This is a genomic window from Paenarthrobacter sp. CAP02 (assembly GCF_040137855.1).
Lineage (GTDB): Bacteria > Actinomycetota > Actinomycetes > Actinomycetales > Micrococcaceae > Arthrobacter.
Window position 1 is genome coordinate 208515 of sequence record NZ_JBEEII010000007.1, and the last position, 17195, is coordinate 225709.

Genomic DNA, 17195 nt, shown 5'->3' on the forward strand with positions numbered 1-17195 from the left:
CACGCCAACGTGACACAAGGGCCCGACGGCGGTAGGTCGCCGTCGGGCCCTTGCGTTTAGGTCGGGCGCGCCGACCAAAGGAGCCTTAGCGGGAACTGCCCGCCAGCAAACCCCGGCGCTGCAGGAGGCGCTTCTCGATCGGTCCGAACACCAGGAGCTCAATCAGGATGCCTACGAACAGAATGAGCAGGATTGCGGACATCACGATGGTCATGTCGGACAACAGCCTGCCCTGATCCAACAGTGAGCCCAGCCCGAAGCCAATGGTGCCGCCCACCGCGATGATCTCGGCGGCCATGAGGGAGCGCCAGGAGAAAGCCCAGCCCTGCTTCAGACCACTGATGTAGCCGGGAAGTGCTGCGGGCAGCACAATCTGCAACGCCATCTGGAGCCGGTTGGCGCCAAGCACCGTTCCGACGCTCCGGTACTGGGGCGGGATCTGGTCCACACCGGAGATGAGGCCGTTGATGATGGACGGGATGGCACCCATGAACACCACGAAGTAGACGGTGGCATCGGTCAGGCCGAACCAGATGATGGCGGCCGGAACCCACGCCACGGACGGGAGGACCTGCAACCCGGAAATGAGCGGCCCGAACGCGCGGCGCAAAGGAGCTACCTGGGCGAGCAAAAGACCAACGGGGGTCGCGATGACCACCGAGATCAGGAAGCCGATGACACCACGCTGCAGCGAAGTCCACACCGCTTCCTGGACTTTGCCTTCTCCCCACATCGTCACGAACTGGGTGAGTACGTCAAGGGGCCCGGGCACGAGGTCGCGCCGCTTGAACTCCAAGGAAACGTAGAGCTGCCACGCCAGGATCAGGACCACCAACGCGGCGACGGGCAGCAACACCCGCTTCCACTCGATGCCCCGCTTCCGGCCATTGTCCGACTGCAGATTGTCCAGGCCGGCTTCAAGGTCGCGGAGCTCCGAGGCGTTGCCTTTCAGCAGTGGCGAAGTGATGTGCTCTTTGGATTCGGTCACGGGAAGGGTCCGCTCTTCGGTGGTGAGGGGGTTACTTGGCATGGCGGCGGATCTCCTCGCGAAGGCGGCGGGTAATTACTCCGGTCAGTTCCCCAGCGCGACCGGCATCGGTACGGTGTTCCTCGGTGACCTCCCACTCGGCCACCACACGGCCGGGGCGGGAGGACAAAAGCAGCACGCGCTGGCCCAGTCGCACGGCTTCGCGGACGTTGTGCGTCACGAACACGATGGTCCGGCCGGTTTCCTTCCAGATCCGTTCCAGCTCATCGTGCAGGAGGTCGCGGGTGATGGCATCGAGGGCAGCAAAGGGCTCGTCCATCAGCAGCAGCTGCCGGTCCTGGGCCAGGGAACGGGCCAACGCCACGCGCTGCCTCATGCCACCGGAAAGTTCGTGCGGGCGCTTGTCGCCGGCGCCGCCCAGGTGAACCAGGTCGAGCAGCTCCGTGGCGCGGGCACGCCGGCTCGCCTTGGTGCTGGACTTGTCGGCCAGTTGCAGCGCGAGTTCGATGTTGCCGCGGGCGGTCAACCACGGAAAGAGGGACGCGTCCTGGAACATGAAGGCGGCGCCGTCGCTGGGGACTTCGAGGGCGCCCGACGTCGGCTTTTCCAGTCCCGCCATGATGTTCAGCAGGGTGGACTTGCCGCAGCCGGAAGCGCCGAGGAGGGCCACGAACTCGCCTTGGGCGATGGTGGCGTTGACGTCGTCCAGCACCGGAGCGCCGTCGCCGAAGCGCTTGCCCAAGTTCTCGAGTACGACTGGCATGGTCCCGTCCTTCATGTTGATTGGTAGAGCTGATGTGGCTGAAGGCCGGCCCGCTTCCCGCCCAAGGGGAGGGAAGCGGACCAGCCTGTTACTGCTTAGTCCTGGCCGAGACCTGCAGCCGAGGTCTTCTTGCCTTCAACCTCGTTCAAGGTGCGGAGGTCGAAGATGCCGTTAATGTCGGCCTGCTTGGTGGTTCCGGCCTTCACGCCGTCATCCAGGAGCTTCTTGTACGTTCCGGCCAGCGGGTCGGTGGTGAACTTGATGTTCTGCAGCGCCCGCTCAATCACGTTGGCTGGAAGCGGTTTGCCGGCCGTGTCCTTCAGGACAGCGTTGATGGTGGTTGCCTTGTCTGCCGCTGAGGCGGAGTTGAGCCAGTTCACGGATTCCACGTGGCCCTTGAGCAGTGCCTTCACAGTTTCAGGGTGTTCTGCAGCGAACTTCTTGTTCACGATCAGGATGGTCGTGGTGAAGTCGCCCTTCTCCCACAGGTCCTTTTCGTCAACGAGGACCTTCGCTCCGGCTTCGAGGACCAAGCGGGACGCCCACGGCTCAGGCAACCAGGCGCCGTCGAGCTTTCCGTCCTGGAAGAGCTTCAGCGACTGGGCGTTTTCGGTGGGGTTGATGTTCACATCACCGCTGCCGTCAACGTTGGTCTTGAAACCCTGGGCGCCCAGCCAGGCGCGGAGTGCTACGTCCTGCGTGCCGCCGAGCTGCGGCGAGCTGAGGATTTTGCCCTTGAGGTCGGCGGCGGAGTTGATCTCCGGCTTGACCACCAGCTGGGCACCGCCGGAAGCCGCCCCGGCGATGATGCTGATGGACTCACCGTTGCTCTTGACGAAGGAGTTGATGGCCGGGTTCGGGCCGATGTACGTGGCGTCGATGGCGCCGGCGTTCAGGGCTTCGATAGCGGCGGGACCGGCGTTGAAGACCTGGGTGCTGAGCTTGGTGTCGCCCAGTTCCTTGGCGATGAAACCCTTGCTGGTACCTACCAGCGCCGGGCCGTGGGTGACGTTGCTGAAGTAGCCGAGCTTGAGTTCGGCGGCAGGCGTCGTGGCGGGGGCCGGGGCGGCTTGGTTGTTGTTCTGCGAAACAGCGGAAGCAACTGCGGCGCCTGCGCCGATGAGCAGCACCAGGCCGACGGCCAGTGCGATCTCAACGGTGCGGCGGCGCTTGGGCTTGGCGGTCTCACCCGCGACGATGCGGGTGGTACCGGTGTTGGGTGACTCGGGGTTGTTCGACATGAGGGGTCCTTCGGAGATTCGGGATGCGAGTGGGGCGACGATCAGGCCCCGTGACATCGCCCGTCGAGGGCAAGCAAGGACCATTCCGGAGAGGTCATGCCTTCACAGTAGGGACTGTCATATTTCGGCTTCAATCCCGTAGAAATCAAGGTTCACGCAGGTTCACGTGGCGTCATATTGGCCACGAGGCCTTCAATGTCACGCGGAGTTGTGCGGCAGCATCCACCTATGAGACGGGCTCCCCTGTCGAGCCAATCTGCAGCGGCGCCGGCCAGTGTTCCGCTCCCCTGAACACCCACAGCCGGACCCCATGTTTTGGTCACGGCGTCGTAGGTCTCCCCCGAATTCGGGTAGGCCACCAGGGCTTTGTCGCTCACAGCCTGGAGGGACTCCAGTGCTGGGGTCACCAGCTCCAACGGCACGCAATTAACCCCGACGGCGGCGACCCGCGGTTCCGCGCGGAGCAGCGCAGCCACGTCTGCAACCGGCGTCCCATCACTTATATGTCCGCTGTCCCGCAGCGTAAAAGTGAACCAGGATTCGACGTCGAACTCCGCCACGAGCGCCAACAGCGCCTCAGCTTCGGCGAACGACGGCAGTGTTTCGCAGGCCAGGAAGTCCGCGCCTGCTTCCACGAGGGCGGCGATGCGGGGGCGGTGGAAGTCCCGGAATTCCGCGGCAGAAAGCGTGTAATCGCCGCGGTACTCGGAGCCATCGGCAAGGTACGCGCCGTAGGGTCCAACAGATCCGGCAACCAGCAGCGGGCGGGACCCGGGGTTGGCTGCGAGGTATTCCTGACGGGCTTCGTCGGCCAGCCGGACACTCAACGCCACCAGCTCCAACGATTCCTCCACGGACAGCCCACGCCGCGCAAAGCCCTGCGGAGTGGCCTGGTAGCTGGCTGTAATGGCCACGGACGCACCGGCGTCGAAATAGTCGCGGTGGACCTGCTTGATCAGGTGCGGCTGTTCCAGGAGGACCTTGGCGGACCACAAGGCGTCTTCCAGGTCGCAGCCGTGGGCTTCCAATTCCGTGGCTAACGCGCCGTCCAGGACCAGGTCCTTGCCGGCGGCCAAGTGCGTGCTGAGCGTGGTGTTCTGTGGCATGGGTCCTTCCCCAAAAAGAAAACCGCAGCTTGTTCGAAAATCCCGCCGTACAGCGTGAGGAGTCGCGAACAAGCTGCGGTTTTGTGACTACGTGTGACCCTAGATGACGTAACGTTCGTCCTCGTGGTCGCCCGGGTGGTCCTTGACCAAGCCGGCGGCCAGGGTGTTGCCGTCGATGGGATCGATCACCAGGAACGCGCCCGTGCGGCGGTGGTGCAGGTAGTTCTCCAACGGCAGCGGAGCAGAGAGCCGGAGCTGTGCGTGTCCGATGTCGTTAAGCTCCAAGTTGGACGCCGGCTCCACGTTGAACGTGGCCAGGTCCAGCTTGCCGGTGACGTTGCGGACCAGTGCCTGAACCGTGCGCGTGCCGTGCTTCACCAGGACTTTCTGGCCTTCGCGGAGCGGTTTCGGCGAGAGCCACGCCAGGGATGCATACAGGTCGGCCGTGCTTTCACGGACCGTACCGGTAGCGGCAATGGTGTCACCGCGGGCGATGTCGATCTCGTCAGCCAAGCGCACAGCCACAGACTGCGGTGCAGCGGCTTCTTCCAACGACTGTCCGGCGAAGTCGATGCCGATCACCGTGGTGGTGCGCGGTTCGTGGCCCGGGCTGATGACGGACACTTCGTCGCCAACCTTGACGGAGCCTTCGGTGATCTGGCCGGCGTAGGCACGGTAATCGCGGTACGCCTCCACATCGAGCCCGGCAGCGACAGCATCGGGCGCCAGGGCGCCCTGGGGACGGATGACCAGCTGGACCGGGAAACGGAAGCTCTCCAGTTCAGCCTCGAGCTCGTCAGCAGCCGGCAGGGTTTCGAGGACCTCCAACAGCGCAGGACCGGTGTACCAAGGGGTGCGATCGGAGCGGTCCACCACGTTGTCGCCATCAAGGGCCGACACCGGCACTACCAACAGGTCGGCAACTCCATCCGAACCCAGGCCGAGCTCACGGGCAACCTTCTGCACATCAGCTTCGATGTCACGGAACACCTGCTCGCTGAAATCAACCAGGTCGATCTTATTTACGGCCACAATCACGTGGGCAACGCGCAGCAACTGCAGCACGGACAGGTGGCGGCGCGTCTGCTCAAGGACACCCTTGCGGGCGTCAATAAGTACGACGACGGCATCCGCAGTGGACGCGCCGGTCACCGTGTTCTTGGTGTACTGAACGTGGCCCGGGCAGTCCGCCAGGATGAAACTGCGGCGGTCCGTGGCGAAGTAGCGGTAGGCCACATCGATGGTGATGCCCTGCTCGCGCTCGGCACGCAGGCCGTCGGTCAGCAGTGCGAGGTCGATCCCGCCCTTCTCGCCACCAAAGCCGCGGTCCGCGGAGGTGCGGGCAACGGCGTCGAGCGTGTCAGCAAGAATCGCCTTCGAATCGTGAAGGAGGCGGCCCACCAAAGTGGACTTGCCGTCGTCGACCGATCCGGCAGTGGCAAAACGGAACAGGGTAGTGGGCAGGGCTGTCTCCAGCCCGGCAGTCAAAGTTTCGGTGCTCATTTAGAAGTAGCCGTCCTTCTTGCGGTCTTCCATGGCTGCCTCGGAGATGCGGTCATCTGCTCGGGTGGCGCCACGTTCGGTCAGGGTGGAGGCAGCGACTTCAACGACGACGTCGGCCACGGTGCGGGCATCGGACTCGACAGCACCGGTGCAGGACATGTCCCCCACCGTGCGGTAGCGGACCAGCTTGGTGATGACTTCCTCGTGCGGCAGCGGCTGGGAAACCTCGCCCACTGCACGCCACATGCCATCGCGGGCAAAGACCTCGCGGTCGTGGGCGTAGTACAGGCTGGGGAGTTCGATGTTCTCGCGCTCGATGTACCGCCAGATGTCCAGCTCGGTCCAGTTGCTGATGGGGAACGCACGGACGTGCTGGCCCACCGTGTGGCGGCCGTTGTACAGGTTCCACAGCTCGGGGCGCTGGTTGCGCGGGTCCCACTGGCCGAACTCGTCGCGGAGGCTCAAGATGCGCTCCTTGGCCCGGGCCTTGTCCTCGTCGCGGCGGCCGCCACCGAAAACGGCGTCGAACTTGTTGCGCTGGATCGCGTCCAACAGCGGAACGGTCTGCAACGGGTTACGGGTGCCATCGGCACGCTCAGCAAGCTCACCGCGGTCGATGAACTCCTGCACCGAGCCCACAACCAGCTTCAGGCCCAGTCGCTCCACCGTACGGTCGCGGAAGTCGATGACCTCTGGGAAGTTGTGGCCCGTGTCCACGTGCAGCACAGGGAAGGGAACCTTGCCAGGCCAGAACGCTTTGGTGGCCAGGTGCAACATCACCACGGAGTCCTTGCCGCCGGAGAACAGCAACGCAGGCTTCTCAAACTCGGCAACAACTTCGCGAATGATATGGATGGCCTCGGACTCGAGGGTGTCCAGGCTGCTCAGGCGACCTGCCCCAAGAGCCGAAGCAGCAGATGCCGCCCCGGGAGTGGCATCGGGCCTGTCGTAGCTGGACGCGATGCTGCTTGCAGCATTGCCGTCCAGCGAAGGGGCGGGGGCGGCATCTGCTGCGTAGGCTTCCGTCGTCGTACTGAAGTTGCTCATGTGTGTAGTCCGCATTCTGTCTTGTCGGATCCTGCCCAGCGGCCGGCGCGGGGGTCTTCTCCCGGGGCAACCTGGCGTGTGCAGGGCTGGCAGCCGATGGACGGGTAACCCTGGCTCAGGAGGGGGTTGACGGGAAGGATGTTGTCTTCGGAGTACTCGATCAGCTGATCGAAGGTCCAGTCGACCATCGGGTTCACCTTGACCAACCCGAAACCTTCATCCCAGGTGATGATCGGCGTGTTGGTGCGGGTGGGTGCCTCGTCGCGGCGGACACCGGTGAACCAGACCTCGTAGCCAGCCAAGGAGCGGCGCAACGGTTGGACCTTGCGCAGCGCGCAGCACTGGGCGGGGTCGCGGGCGAACAGGTCCTTGCCCAGCAGGCGGTCCTGCTGTTCCACGGTGGTTTCCGGAAGGACGTCCACAACGTTGACGCGCAGGTTGGCCGCAACTTCGTCGCGGGTCTGGTGCGTTTCCTTGAAGTGGTAGCCGGTCTCCAGGAACAAGACGTCGACGCCGGGAAGCTGGTCCGCCACCAAAGCCGGCAGGACGGCGTCGGCCATGGAGCAGGCCACCGTCACCGCGGGCAGTTCGAAGTTGCGGGCCACCCAAGCGATCGCTTCGGTGGCGCTTGCGTTCCAACCCAGCTCAGCGGCACCGGCTTCAGCCAGGGCCTTGAGTTCCTCGTTGGAGCGCTTGAGTGCTACAGCTACGGTCACTGTAAGTCTCCTTCGTCTGCGGTGTGTGCCCACTCAGCGAAGGTCTGGCCCTCGGCGCCGACGGCGACAAACTTACGGACCACACGCTCCACGTAATCGGGCAGGTCTTCCACCGTGACCTTGAGGCCGCGGACGGTACGTCCCAGGCCGGCTTCCTCGCGCTCGTTGTTGGCCAGCCCGCCACCGAGGTGGACCTGGAAACCCGGGGTGGGGTCGCCGTCGGGCGTTGGCAGCATCATGCCCTTCAGACCGATATCGGCCGTCTGGATGCGTGCGCAGGAGTTGGGGCACCCATTGATGTGGAGGGACAGTGCCGACGGCAGCTGCTTGGTCTCCACGAGGTCGGCCAGGCGGCGTTCCAGCTCAGCGATGGCCGTCGCTGCCGTGACCTTGGTTTCCACGATGGCCAGCTTGCAGAACTCGATGCCCGTGCAGGCGATGGTGCCGCGACGGAACACTGACGGCCGGGCGGAAAAGCCCAGGGGGTCCAGCTCGGCGATGAGCGGCTCCACCTGTTCCTTGGCAACATCCAGGATCACCAGCTTCTGGTGAGGAGTAGTGCGCAGCCGGTAGGAACCGTGCTTCTCCAACGTGTCGGCCAAGGTGACCAGTGCTTCGCCGGACGTGCGGCCCACAGTGGGTGTGACGCCGATGAAGAACTTGCCGTCCTTCTGCTCGTGCACGCCAATGTGGTCGCCCGGCGCGTTCGGCTTCGGGGCCGCAGGGCCGTCGGGAAGCTTGAAGCCGAGGTATTCGTCTTCGAGGATTTGGCGGAACTTGGCCGGACCCCAATCGTTCATGAGGAACTTCAGGCGGGCCTTGGTGCGCATGCGGCGGTAGCCGTAGTCACGGAAGATGCTGGTGACTCCCAGCCATACTTCAGCGGCAACATCGGCGGAGACGAACACACCCAGGCGTTCGGCCAGGCGCGGGTTGGTGGACAGGCCACCGCCCACCCAGAGGTCGTAGCCGGCGCCGAGCTCGGGGTGGACAACGCCAACCAGGGCGAAGTCGTTGATTTCGTGGACCACGTCCTGGGACGGGTGCCCGGTGATCGCGGTCTTGTACTTGCGGGGCAGGTTGGCCAGCTCGGGGTCGCCGATGAACCGCTCGGCGAGCTCGTGGATCAGCGGCGTGGGGTCGATGATCTCGTCCTTGGCGATGCCGGCGACCGGGGAGCCCAGGATGACGCGGGGAACATCGCCGCAGGCCTCGGTGGTGGACAGGCCGATACCTTCAAGGCGACGCCAGATCTCCGGAACATCCTCAACGCGAATCCAGTGCAGCTGGATGTTTTGGCGGTCCGTCAGGTCTGCCGAGCCCCGGGCGAAGTCCACGGAGATCTGGCCGATGACGCGCAGCTGCTCGGTGGTCAGCGCTCCACCGTCGATGCGCACGCGCAGCATGAAGTACTTGTCTTCGAGCTCGTGCGGTTCAAGTGTTGCCGTCTTGCCGCCGTCGATCCCGGGCTTGCGCTGTGTGTACAGACCCCACCAACGGAAGCGGCCGTGAAGGTCCGTGCCGTCGATGGAGTCGAAGCCTTCTTTTGAGTAGACAGACTCAATGCGCTCACGGACGTTCAGCCCGTTGTCTTCCTGCTTCCAGGTTTCGTTGGCGTTGAGCGGGGCGGTGCCGTCAACCTTCCACTGGCCGTGGGGCTTGGCGGCAGGGCGGGTGCGCGCCGGGCGCTTGGCGGTCTCCGCGGACGCGCCGGCTACAGCTGTATCTGTCATATATCGAGGGTAGGTCTGGCCAGATTTCGCCAGCAAAGGTCTGGAAATGTTGAGTCACCTAGGGAAACATTTCGTCACGAACACGCCGACGGCCTTGTCCAGCGGCGCCACATATGCAGATGGATTCGGAGGCAATCAGCTCGCCAGCACTGCGTCGTAGCGTTCCAACGCGATCTCGGCGAGCACCGGTGAAGGCAGCAGCGGAGCCGCCACAACGTCAGCTCCAGCCTTGGCCAGCTGATCGTGGAAATAGCCGGTCGCCAAGAGGTACGACGCGATGAACACCCGTCCCGTTCCACCGTCGGCGGCGAGCTCCGCACGCAAGGAGGCGACGCCGTCGGGCACTGTCGGCTTGGCACTGGCACCATAGGCGACCCGGACCTTGTTGGGGAGCAGCTCAGCGAGCAGGCGCGCTTGCTCTTCCGAGTCCACCGACCCGTCCGGAAGCGAGGAGCCGGCGGCAGCCACCAGCACGCCGTCGTTCTCCTCCAGGCCTGCCGCCCGCAGATGCACGGCAAGCAGCTCAGCCAGCCGCGGATCCGGGCCGAGCGGCCTGGCCGCAATCACCTCGGGCCGACTCTTGATCGCCTTGGGTACGTCCACTTTGATGTGGAATCCGGTGGACAGCAAAAGCGGGACGACGACGGCGGCAGTCCCCTCGGGCAGGCCCTCCACCACTCCCCCCAACTCAGGTTCCTGCACGTCCACGTAGGCCTCGAGCACCCGCAAGCCGGGGCGAAGGGCCTCGATGTCGGCCATGACCTGGCGGATGGCTGCCTGGCCTTCGGCGTTGCGGGTTCCGTGGGCGCACGCGATCAAAACGGGGCTGTTCATGGGAGCTAGCGTAACGTTGAGCCAGCATCTGTTGAGAGCCGTACCCAGAAAGAAACCGTCCACTTGATTTCCATCGACATCCTTCTTCTGTGGCTTGACCTGTTCGGCGTGTTTTTCTTCGCGGTCTCCGGGTCACTGTTGGCGGCCCGCAAACAGTTCGACATTGTGGGTTCCGTGCTCCTGGCCTCGATTGTGGCGCTGGGCGGCGGCGTGATCCGCGACATCATCATCAACGCCGGTCCCCCGATCGCGTTCACCAACCCCGCCTATCTGGTCCCGCCCCTGCTGGCGGCAATGCTGGTGTACTTCCTGTTCTCCTCGGTTCAGCGCTTCACCTCCCTTTTAACGCTCTTCGACGCCGGCGGCCTGGCTCTCTTCTGCATCACTGGGACGCTCAAGGCCCTGACCGCGGGCGTAAATCCTGTTGCCGCAATCCTGCTGGGTGTGACCACTGCCGTGGGTGGCGGACTGCTGCGCGACATTACGGCGAACGAGGTCCCCACACTCTTCAACGCCCGCGACCTCTATGCCCTTCCGGCCTTTGTTGGTGCCGGCTTAACCACGTTGCTGTGGCATTTGGGGCTGTTCACCGGGCTCTCTGCCTGCGTCGTAGCCGCCGTCGTTTTCGCTTTCCGCGTCACTGCCTGGCGACGCAGTTGGCGCGTGCCGCTCGCGGTCCGTGGATGGCACCGGCCCGGCCGCGGAACGGGCGCAATTTCGGGTGCCCGGGATTAGCTAGGATAAGAGCATGACTGACATGTTCCTCGAGAAGTTCCGCGCGCTGGTCCCAAAGTATCTCGAGGATGAATGGCAGGAAGAGGATGGCCTCACGCCCTCCGAGCTGGACGAGGCCCTTGCCGACCACTCCTTCACCATCCCGCTGGTTCTCCGCGAGTTCTACCTCGCCGTGGGCGGTTGCGAAGACCTCATGGAGGCCTACCACTACTTCTGGGATCCCGAGGAACTCGAGGTCGATGACGAAGGTTTCCTCATGTTCCTGGAGGACGAGGACGAGCAATTCACCTGGGGCTTCCGCACCGCTGATCTGGGCATCCCCGATCCCATTGTCTGGCGCCGCAACAACGCCCGCGGACAGTGGAAGAGCGAAGAAGGAACGTTCTCCGAGTTCGTGTTCGACATGTTCGAGTGGGCGTTCAACGACGAAGACTAGGTCCTTTTTCAGGGCGCCCCCGTGGCTTCCTGACCCTGTTTGAACGACACGCAGCCCCTATGCAACCTTGATTGATTGCATGGGGGCTGTTTTGCATTGAAAGAAAGTCACAAAGCCACGGGTTTCCGGGCTTAAACGGAATGGCCCCGGCTCGCTGCAACGTTACGAGTCATACGCTGCACCGAACCGGGACCACAATCTCCGTTCGCATCAGACCCACCGGAGGCATTTAGTGGATCCGTGAATAGCTTATGACAAGCCTGTCACAAGCGCAACTCTTAGCGTCAACGTAAATTCAAAGATGCCGTTGCGTTTTTACGGCCCGGTGTAGTTATCCACATAGGCCGAAAAGCAGGCTCTGGAGAGTCTCCAACGCCGCAACCATAGCCTGATGGACCTCACCCAATTCCTCCGATCCAGACTCGGCGCGGCCAGAACCGCAGACTTGAAGCGGGCCGGGTTCTCTGAACGAACACTGGCATCGGCGTTGAACAACGGGGTGATCACCCGATTGCAGCGAGGCGTCTACGTCACCAAAGGAGCAGACCCCGACGTCGTAGCCGCCTTTCGCGCGAATGGCCGCCTGACCTGTATCTCGGCAGCGAGGTTCTACGGACTTTGGATACTTCGCGAACCAGAAACTTCGCACTTAAGCTGCGGCAACGGTCTGCCCAACCCGCAGGTTGTTGACCACGCCTGCATGACCCATCCCCCGCATCCCTATTTGCCTGTTGCAGGCGTTGCTGACGTTCTGATTCACGCCCTTCGTTGCCGGCCGGAGCTGGAGTCGCTGGTCATGGTCCAGAGTGCTGTGAGCCAGGCGCTGCTGAGCCCGGATTACCTAAGGTCCAAACTGGCGGGTCCCCGCAATGGCCGGGCGCGGGCTGTTGTGGGGTTGGTCCTTCCCAGGGCAGATTCTTTGCTGGAAGTCCTGGCTCATGTCCACTTCACCAGGGCAGGGCTCAGGGTGAAGATGCACGTGCAGCTACCCGGGGTTGGTGAAGTCGACTGCCTGATCAACGATTGCCTGGTGATCGAGCTGGACGGCGGTACCCACTTGGAAGGCCGGCAGGTTAAGAAGGACCAATACCGGAACAACGCCAGCATGCGTGGCGGGCTGCTGGCTCTTCGCTATTACTACTCCGACGTCGTCCACCATCCGGGGAAGATGGTGGCTGAAGTGCTCATCGTGCTGGGTAACAGGGAAGCCGGGCACTTCGGACCGTCGCGGTGGACACCAAAGTGGGTGCCGGCGTCGTGATTCGACCGTCTGCCGTGGCGATCCAAGCTTCTTTGGAACGAAAACGGCCGCTTTGCAACCCGAAAAGGGTGCAAAGCGGCCGTCAAGCGCCTAAAGCGGGTCAGGAAGCCACAGCACGGAAGAACTTAGCTGCTGCGGTCCACCACAGCGTGGGCAAAGTTCGTCAGCGACGCCTTCACCACGCCTTCCGGCAACGGAGCGAGTGCAGCAACGGCCTCGGCAGACCATTGGCGCGCGATCTTCCAGGACTCACTGGTGACGGGGTGTTCACGCAGGCCGGCAACGGCCTCAGCCAAAGCCGAATCGGAGGACAAGTCGCCGTCGATCAGTTCAAGGAGTTCGGCAGCAGAGGTGTCCCCTGCGGCAGCATCGCGGCGCAGCAACAGCACCGGGAGGGTGGGCACGCCTTCACGGAGGTCGGTGCCGGGGGATTTTCCGGACTTGACCTTTACCCCGGTGACGTCGATGACGTCGTCGGCAAGCTGGAAAGCGACGCCAACCTTTTCACCGTACTCAACCAACAAATCCTCAAAGGATTCATCGGCACCGGCGAAGATCGCGCCGAGCTGCCCGGAGGCCGCAACCAGCGATCCGGTCTTGTCCGCGATGACGGAAAGGTAGTGCTCCACGGGGTCTTCGTCCTCGCGTGGCCCCACGGTTTCGTGCAATTGGCCCAGGCAAAGGCGTTCGAAAGTCCGGGCCTGGATACCGAGGGCACGAGAGCCGAGTTCGGAGACAAGGATGGAGGCGCGGGCGAAGATGAGGTCGCCGGTGAGGATGGCCACCGAGTTGCCCCAGACCTCGTGTGCTGTGGGAGCCCCGCGACGGAACGGAGCCGAGTCCATGACGTCGTCGTGGTAGAGCGTGGCCAAGTGCGTGAGCTCAACAACCACGGCAGCCTGGACAACCTCCGGGCGCGAAGCATCACCGAGGTGTGCACACAGCAGTGTGAGCAGTGGTCGGATGCGCTTGCCACCGGCTTCCACCAGGTGGCGCGACGTCGCGTCAGCCAAGGGGTCAGAGTTGGAAATGGCTTCGCGAAGCTTCTTCTCCACCCGGGCAAGGTTGTTGGTGATGGCGGGGCCGAGTTCGGCGTCCCCTGCGATGGCAGCGAAACCGGCGGGCAGTTGCAGTCCCGTAGCAATCGCTGTGGTGTTCAGGGAAGGCTCGTTGGAGTCAGGCAGGCCGTGCCCGGCATGCGTCCAACTATGTTCGGCAGAGTTCGTCACGGGTTAACCCTAACTAGTTGTTGCGGAAACCGCGGTGTCGGAGCCGGCTGCGGTCAGCGCGCCGGACGAAGAAGTGTTGGACGTCGCCGGAACCAGCATTTCGAGGACCCGGATCACACGGTCCTCAAAGCCTTTCGCTGACGGATCCGTGAGGTTCGCGAGCATGCGGACCACAAACCGCATCAGCACCGGAATCGGCATCCCCGTGCGCAGTGCCAGCTTCATGACAGCCGGCTTGCCAATCAAGGAAGCGAAGAGCCGTCCCAGCGTGAAGTGCGATCCCCACTGGTCCCGCACATAGTCCGCGTACCGCGAAAGGTGCGCATCGGCGTCGTGCGTGTTCCAGCCGGCTGAAGCGGAGCGGGAGGACGCATCAATGATGAACTCGGCCGCGAAGCGGGCCGACTCCATGGCGTAGGAAATGCCCTCGCCATTGAAGGGGGACACCATGCCGCCGGCGTCGCCCAGCAGGAGCAGCCCGGGCGAGTAGTGCGGGGTGCGGTTGAAGCCCATGGGCAGCGCGGCACCACGGATCTCCCCCACCTGGTTCTCCGGAGTAAAGCCCCAGTCCGCGGGCATGCCGGCGGTCCATTCGCGCAGGACCTGCTTGTAGTCGAGCTTGCCGAATTGCTTGGAGGAGTTCAGGATGCCAAGGCCAACGTTGGAGGTGCCGTCACCAACACCAAAAACCCAGCCGTAACCGGGCAGCGGCTTGCCTGACTTATCCGGCAGTTCAAGCCAGCCTTCCATCCAGTCGTCCTCGTGCCGCGGCGACGTGAAATAGGTGCGCACGGCAACACCCAGCGGCCGGTCGTCCCGCTTGTGCATACCCAGCGACACGGCGGTCCGCGTGGAGTTACCGTCTGCGGCAAGAACGACGTCGGCATGGAAGTCGCGCGTTTCGCCCGTCTTGCGTCCGGACTCGTCTAGGATGGCGGCACGTGCGCCAATGACTCGGCCATCGTCCGACTGCAGGGCCGACGTGACGCTGCGATGTTCAAGGACGACGGCGCCCGCGGCCTGCGCGTGACGGGCCAGGTCTTCGTCGAAACCGAGGCGGGTCCGGATCAGGCCGTACGTGGGAAAGTCGGCGACCTCGGGCCAAGGCAGCTCGATGGTGCGGCCGCCCGCAATGAGGCGGAGGCCCTTGTTCCGGCGCCACCCTTCCTCGACTGCGTGCGGGAGGCCGAGCTTCTGGATTTCCCTGACAGCCCGAGGGGTGAGTCCGTCGCCGCAGACCTTTTCACGGGGGAAGGAGGTCTTTTCCAGCACCGTGACGTCAATGCCCGCCTGGGCGAGGTAATACGCGGCGGTGGACCCGGCCGGGCCCGCGCCAACAATCAGTACTTTCACGTCGTCCTAAATCAGCAGGCAGTACGAGCTAGCCGGCCTGGTGGCGCGGCTTTATCTGGCGGCGAAGCTTGGCTACGGGGACACTTTCGCGGTGCTCGGCGGGCTTCTGCGCGCGGTGCACGGCAACGATGCCGCCGCTGAGGTTGCGGTAAGTAACGTCAGTCCAGCCGGCGTCACTGAGCCACTGGGCCAAGTGGTCCTGGTCCGGCCAGGCACGGATGGACTCGGCGAGGTAGACGTAGGCATCGGGGTTGGAGGAAACCTTGGTGGCGATTGCCGGAAGCGCGCGCATCAAGTACTCCGTATAGAGGTTGCGCCACAGCGGCACGACCGGGTGCGAGAACTCGGCAATGACCAGCCGGCCGCCGGGTTTGGTCACGCGCAGCATTTCCTCGAGGGCCTTGCGCGGTTCCACGACGTTGCGCAGGCCGAAGGAGATGGTGGAGGCGTCAAAGCTGTTGTCCGCGAACGGCAGGTTGGTGGCGTCACCGGCAATGAAGTCGATGTCCGGACGGCGGCGCTTGCCGACTTTGAGCATGCCCAAGGAGAAGTCGCAGGCTACGACGTCAACGCCGGCGTCTGCGTAGGGTTCGCTGGAGGTACCGGTTCCAGCGGCGAGGTCCAGGACCTTCTGGCCGACCTTGACGTCCATGGCGTCCACCACGATCCGGCGCCACCGCCGGGTCTGCCCCATGGACAGGACGTCATTGACGACGTCGTATTTTGGGGCGACATCATCAAACATCGTCGCAACTTCGTCCGGACGCTTTTCCAAGGATGCTCGGTTCACCCTGTAATTGTCTCAGACATTCCGCCGACTTTGCTGCGCTGTAGAAGTCGGCTCAGATTCTGGCTGCAGGCGGGAGTACTGTTGTTCCATCATGACCAGCACGCTGCGCACCTTGACAGTCCCCCTCGATGTTGAATCATCCTCCGGGGGGCTGCCGTCGTTTCTGGTGCGGGATGACGTTCTCTGCTGGTCCCGCCGCGAGGCCGGCCTGGTGGGCTTCGGTGAGCTGACCCGCTTCAGCGCCACCGGTCCCGAGCGTTTCCTTGAAGCCGATATGTGGTGGCGGCACCTCATTCTTGAGGCCGAAATCACTGACCAGGTGGAGCTGCCAGGCACCGGGCCGGTCGCTTTCGGCTCGTTCGCCTTCTCCAAAACGTCCCCGCACGTCTCGCGCCTGATCCTGCCCGAGCTGGTGGTTGGCATCCGCGACGGCCGCGCCTGGGCCACCCAATTAACGTTCGACGACGGCGACCTCACCGAGGCCGGTGTCCTCGCCTCCGTTGACCACTGGCTGAGCGGTGGCGAGCCGAACGGCGAGGATTCAGCGGCAGGAGGGTCCGGCGTCGGACTCTCACCGGACGCTGTTGCCGCGGACGGTTACCTGAGCCACGGTTCGCTCAGCGAAGAAGCCTGGATGCAGGCAGTGGCCGACGGCGTGGAGGAGATCCGCGCCGGCAAGTTGGAGAAGCTTGTGCTGGCCCGCGACGTCGTAGCCACCCTTCCTGACGGCGTCAACGCTGCGGAAGTTCTTCGCCAGCTCGCGGCCCGGTACCGCGAATGCTGGACGTACGGCGTCGACGGCCTGGTGGGCGCGACACCGGAGATGCTCATCCAGGTCGAGGGCCGTACGGCGCAGGCGCGTGTGTTGGCCGGAACCTTGGACCGTCGCGACGCTGACGGCATGGACGGTTCTCCGATGGAGTACGCCGAGCGGGTGCTGGCAGGTTCGGAGAAGCAGCGGCACGAGCACGAGATCGCGATCGACTCCCTGACCCGACAGTTGGCCCCGTTCTCCGAGGCAATGAATTCTCATAGCGAGCCGTTCATCCTGGAACTGCCCAATGTGTGGCATTTGGCGTCCGATGTAAAGGCGGAATTGGCCGATATCGAGGGACACGTCCCCACGTGCCTGGCCTTGATCAATGCGCTCCATCCAACGGCGGCTGTGTGCGGAACGCCGACGCTGGTAGCGGGGGCCTTGATCCGCAAGCTTGAGCACCTGGACCGGGGCCCGTATGCCGGGCCCGTCGGGTGGCTGGATGCTGCGGGGAACGGCGAATGGGGCATCGCCCTTCGCGGGGCAGTCATTGAGGATGCCAACACGGTCCGCCTGTACGCAGGCTGCGGCATTGTGGAGGGTTCGCAACCGGAGGCCGAGCTGGCGGAAACCTGGGCTAAATTCCGACCCATGCTTGAGGCACTTGGTATCCGTCGCTGAATCTGGGATCCCGGACAGCTAC

At 63.9% G+C, this 17195-nt stretch carries 16 protein-coding genes; 4 read left to right on the forward strand and 12 right to left on the reverse strand.

Going from position 1 to position 17195, the window contains the following annotated elements; all coding sequences use genetic code 11:
- Nucleotides 1-85: 85 nt before the first annotated feature.
- From ABHM97_RS14190 to ABHM97_RS14230, 9 genes are all read right to left on the reverse strand, one after another.
- Complete coding sequence (locus ABHM97_RS14190; RefSeq protein ID WP_211712003.1) at nt 86-1030, reverse strand: ABC transporter permease; 945 nt, start codon at nt 1028-1030, stop codon at nt 86-88.
- The gene (locus ABHM97_RS14195) at nt 1020-1751 is read right to left on the reverse strand and encodes an ABC transporter ATP-binding protein (RefSeq protein ID WP_211712002.1); all 732 of its coding nucleotides are present in this window, start codon (nt 1749-1751) and stop codon (nt 1020-1022) included. Before ABHM97_RS14195 ends, ABHM97_RS14190 begins: the two co-directional genes overlap by 11 nt.
- Nucleotides 1752-1846: 95 nt before the next feature.
- Nucleotides 1847-2992 (reverse strand): ABC transporter substrate-binding protein, encoded by a 1146-nt coding sequence (locus ABHM97_RS14200; protein ID WP_349471201.1) that lies wholly within the window; start codon nt 2990-2992, stop codon nt 1847-1849.
- A 152-nt stretch (nt 2993-3144) separates the two neighbouring features.
- Nucleotides 3145-4098 (reverse strand): homocysteine S-methyltransferase, encoded by a 954-nt coding sequence (gene mmuM, locus ABHM97_RS14205; RefSeq protein ID WP_349471202.1) that lies wholly within the window; start codon nt 4096-4098, stop codon nt 3145-3147.
- A gap of 99 nt (nt 4099-4197) precedes the next feature.
- Nucleotides 4198-5601, reverse strand: coding sequence for a sulfate adenylyltransferase subunit 1 (locus ABHM97_RS14210; protein ID WP_349471203.1), 1404 nt, complete (start codon nt 5599-5601; stop codon nt 4198-4200).
- Nucleotides 5602-6648, reverse strand: a complete 1047-nt coding sequence (gene cysD, locus ABHM97_RS14215; protein WP_349471204.1) for a sulfate adenylyltransferase subunit CysD — start codon at nt 6646-6648, stop codon at nt 5602-5604.
- Complete coding sequence (locus tag ABHM97_RS14220; protein WP_235517238.1) at nt 6645-7364, reverse strand: phosphoadenylyl-sulfate reductase; 720 nt, start codon at nt 7362-7364, stop codon at nt 6645-6647. Before ABHM97_RS14220 ends, cysD begins: the two co-directional genes overlap by 4 nt.
- Nucleotides 7361-9097 (reverse strand): nitrite/sulfite reductase, encoded by a 1737-nt coding sequence (locus ABHM97_RS14225; RefSeq protein ID WP_349471205.1) that lies wholly within the window; start codon nt 9095-9097, stop codon nt 7361-7363. The genes ABHM97_RS14220 and ABHM97_RS14225 overlap by 4 nt, the downstream gene beginning before the upstream one ends.
- A 135-nt stretch (nt 9098-9232) precedes the next feature.
- Entirely contained in the window at nt 9233-9994 is a 762-nt protein-coding gene (locus ABHM97_RS14230; protein ID WP_235517240.1) for a sirohydrochlorin chelatase, read from the reverse strand.
- Between ABHM97_RS14230 and ABHM97_RS14235 the strand changes: the two genes are divergently transcribed.
- The 3 genes from ABHM97_RS14235 to ABHM97_RS14245 all read left to right on the forward strand — a co-directional run bounded on the left by ABHM97_RS14235 (nt 9995) and on the right by ABHM97_RS14245 (nt 12363).
- Nucleotides 9995-10666 carry a trimeric intracellular cation channel family protein gene (locus ABHM97_RS14235; protein WP_235517241.1) on the forward strand — a complete coding sequence of 224 codons (672 nt, stop codon included), beginning with the start codon at nt 9995-9997 and terminating at the stop codon, nt 10664-10666. It begins immediately after the preceding gene.
- A 13-nt stretch (nt 10667-10679) separates the two neighbouring features.
- Nucleotides 10680-11102 carry a hypothetical protein gene (locus ABHM97_RS14240; RefSeq protein ID WP_211711993.1) on the forward strand — a complete coding sequence of 141 codons (423 nt, stop codon included), beginning with the start codon at nt 10680-10682 and terminating at the stop codon, nt 11100-11102.
- A gap of 391 nt (nt 11103-11493) precedes the next feature.
- Complete coding sequence (locus ABHM97_RS14245) at nt 11494-12363, forward strand: type IV toxin-antitoxin system AbiEi family antitoxin domain-containing protein (protein ID WP_349471206.1); 870 nt, start codon at nt 11494-11496, stop codon at nt 12361-12363.
- Between the two features lie 125 nt (nt 12364-12488).
- On the opposite strand, the gene ABHM97_RS14250 is transcribed toward ABHM97_RS14245, so the two are convergent.
- Genes ABHM97_RS14250 through ABHM97_RS14260 form a run of 3 tightly spaced genes read right to left on the reverse strand, consistent with a single transcriptional unit; the run spans nt 12489 to nt 15735 of the window.
- Nucleotides 12489-13592 carry a polyprenyl synthetase family protein gene (locus ABHM97_RS14250; RefSeq protein WP_235517244.1) on the reverse strand — a complete coding sequence of 368 codons (1104 nt, stop codon included), beginning with the start codon at nt 13590-13592 and terminating at the stop codon, nt 12489-12491.
- 9 nt (nt 13593-13601) lie between these two features.
- Nucleotides 13602-14945, reverse strand: coding sequence for a geranylgeranyl reductase family protein (locus tag ABHM97_RS14255; protein WP_349471207.1), 1344 nt, complete (start codon nt 14943-14945; stop codon nt 13602-13604).
- Between the two features lie 28 nt (nt 14946-14973).
- Nucleotides 14974-15735 carry a demethylmenaquinone methyltransferase gene (locus ABHM97_RS14260; RefSeq protein WP_211711989.1) on the reverse strand — a complete coding sequence of 254 codons (762 nt, stop codon included), beginning with the start codon at nt 15733-15735 and terminating at the stop codon, nt 14974-14976.
- Nucleotides 15736-15826: 91 nt separating this feature from the next.
- Here ABHM97_RS14260 and ABHM97_RS14265 point away from each other — a divergent pair, with 91 nt between their 5' ends.
- The gene (locus ABHM97_RS14265) at nt 15827-17173 is read left to right on the forward strand and encodes an isochorismate synthase (RefSeq protein WP_349471208.1); all 1347 of its coding nucleotides are present in this window, start codon (nt 15827-15829) and stop codon (nt 17171-17173) included.
- Nucleotides 17174-17195: the final 22 nt, after the last annotated feature.

What these genes read in the sequence shown, in the direction of transcription:
- ABHM97_RS14245 (WP_349471206.1), top strand. Translation starts at nt 11,494, where the DNA reads ATGGACCTCACCCAATTCCTCCGATCCAGACTCGGCGCGGCCAGAACC.
- ABHM97_RS14195 (WP_211712002.1), bottom strand. Translation starts at nt 1,751, where the DNA reads ATGCCAGTCGTACTCGAGAACTTGGGCAAGCGCTTCGGCGACGGCGCT.
- mmuM (WP_349471202.1), bottom strand. Translation starts at nt 4,098, where the DNA reads ATGCCACAGAACACCACGCTCAGCACGCACTTGGCCGCCGGCAAGGAC.
- ABHM97_RS14225 (WP_349471205.1), bottom strand. Translation starts at nt 9,097, where the DNA reads ATGACAGATACAGCTGTAGCCGGCGCGTCCGCGGAGACCGCCAAGCGC.
- ABHM97_RS14210 (WP_349471203.1), bottom strand. Translation starts at nt 5,601, where the DNA reads ATGAGCACCGAAACTTTGACTGCCGGGCTGGAGACAGCCCTGCCCACT.
- ABHM97_RS14200 (WP_349471201.1), bottom strand. Translation starts at nt 2,992, where the DNA reads ATGTCGAACAACCCCGAGTCACCCAACACCGGTACCACCCGCATCGTC.
- ABHM97_RS14265 (WP_349471208.1), top strand. Translation starts at nt 15,827, where the DNA reads ATGACCAGCACGCTGCGCACCTTGACAGTCCCCCTCGATGTTGAATCA.
- ABHM97_RS14240 (WP_211711993.1), top strand. Translation starts at nt 10,680, where the DNA reads ATGACTGACATGTTCCTCGAGAAGTTCCGCGCGCTGGTCCCAAAGTAT.
- cysD (WP_349471204.1), bottom strand. Translation starts at nt 6,648, where the DNA reads ATGAGCAACTTCAGTACGACGACGGAAGCCTACGCAGCAGATGCCGCC.
- ABHM97_RS14190 (WP_211712003.1), bottom strand. Translation starts at nt 1,030, where the DNA reads ATGCCAAGTAACCCCCTCACCACCGAAGAGCGGACCCTTCCCGTGACC.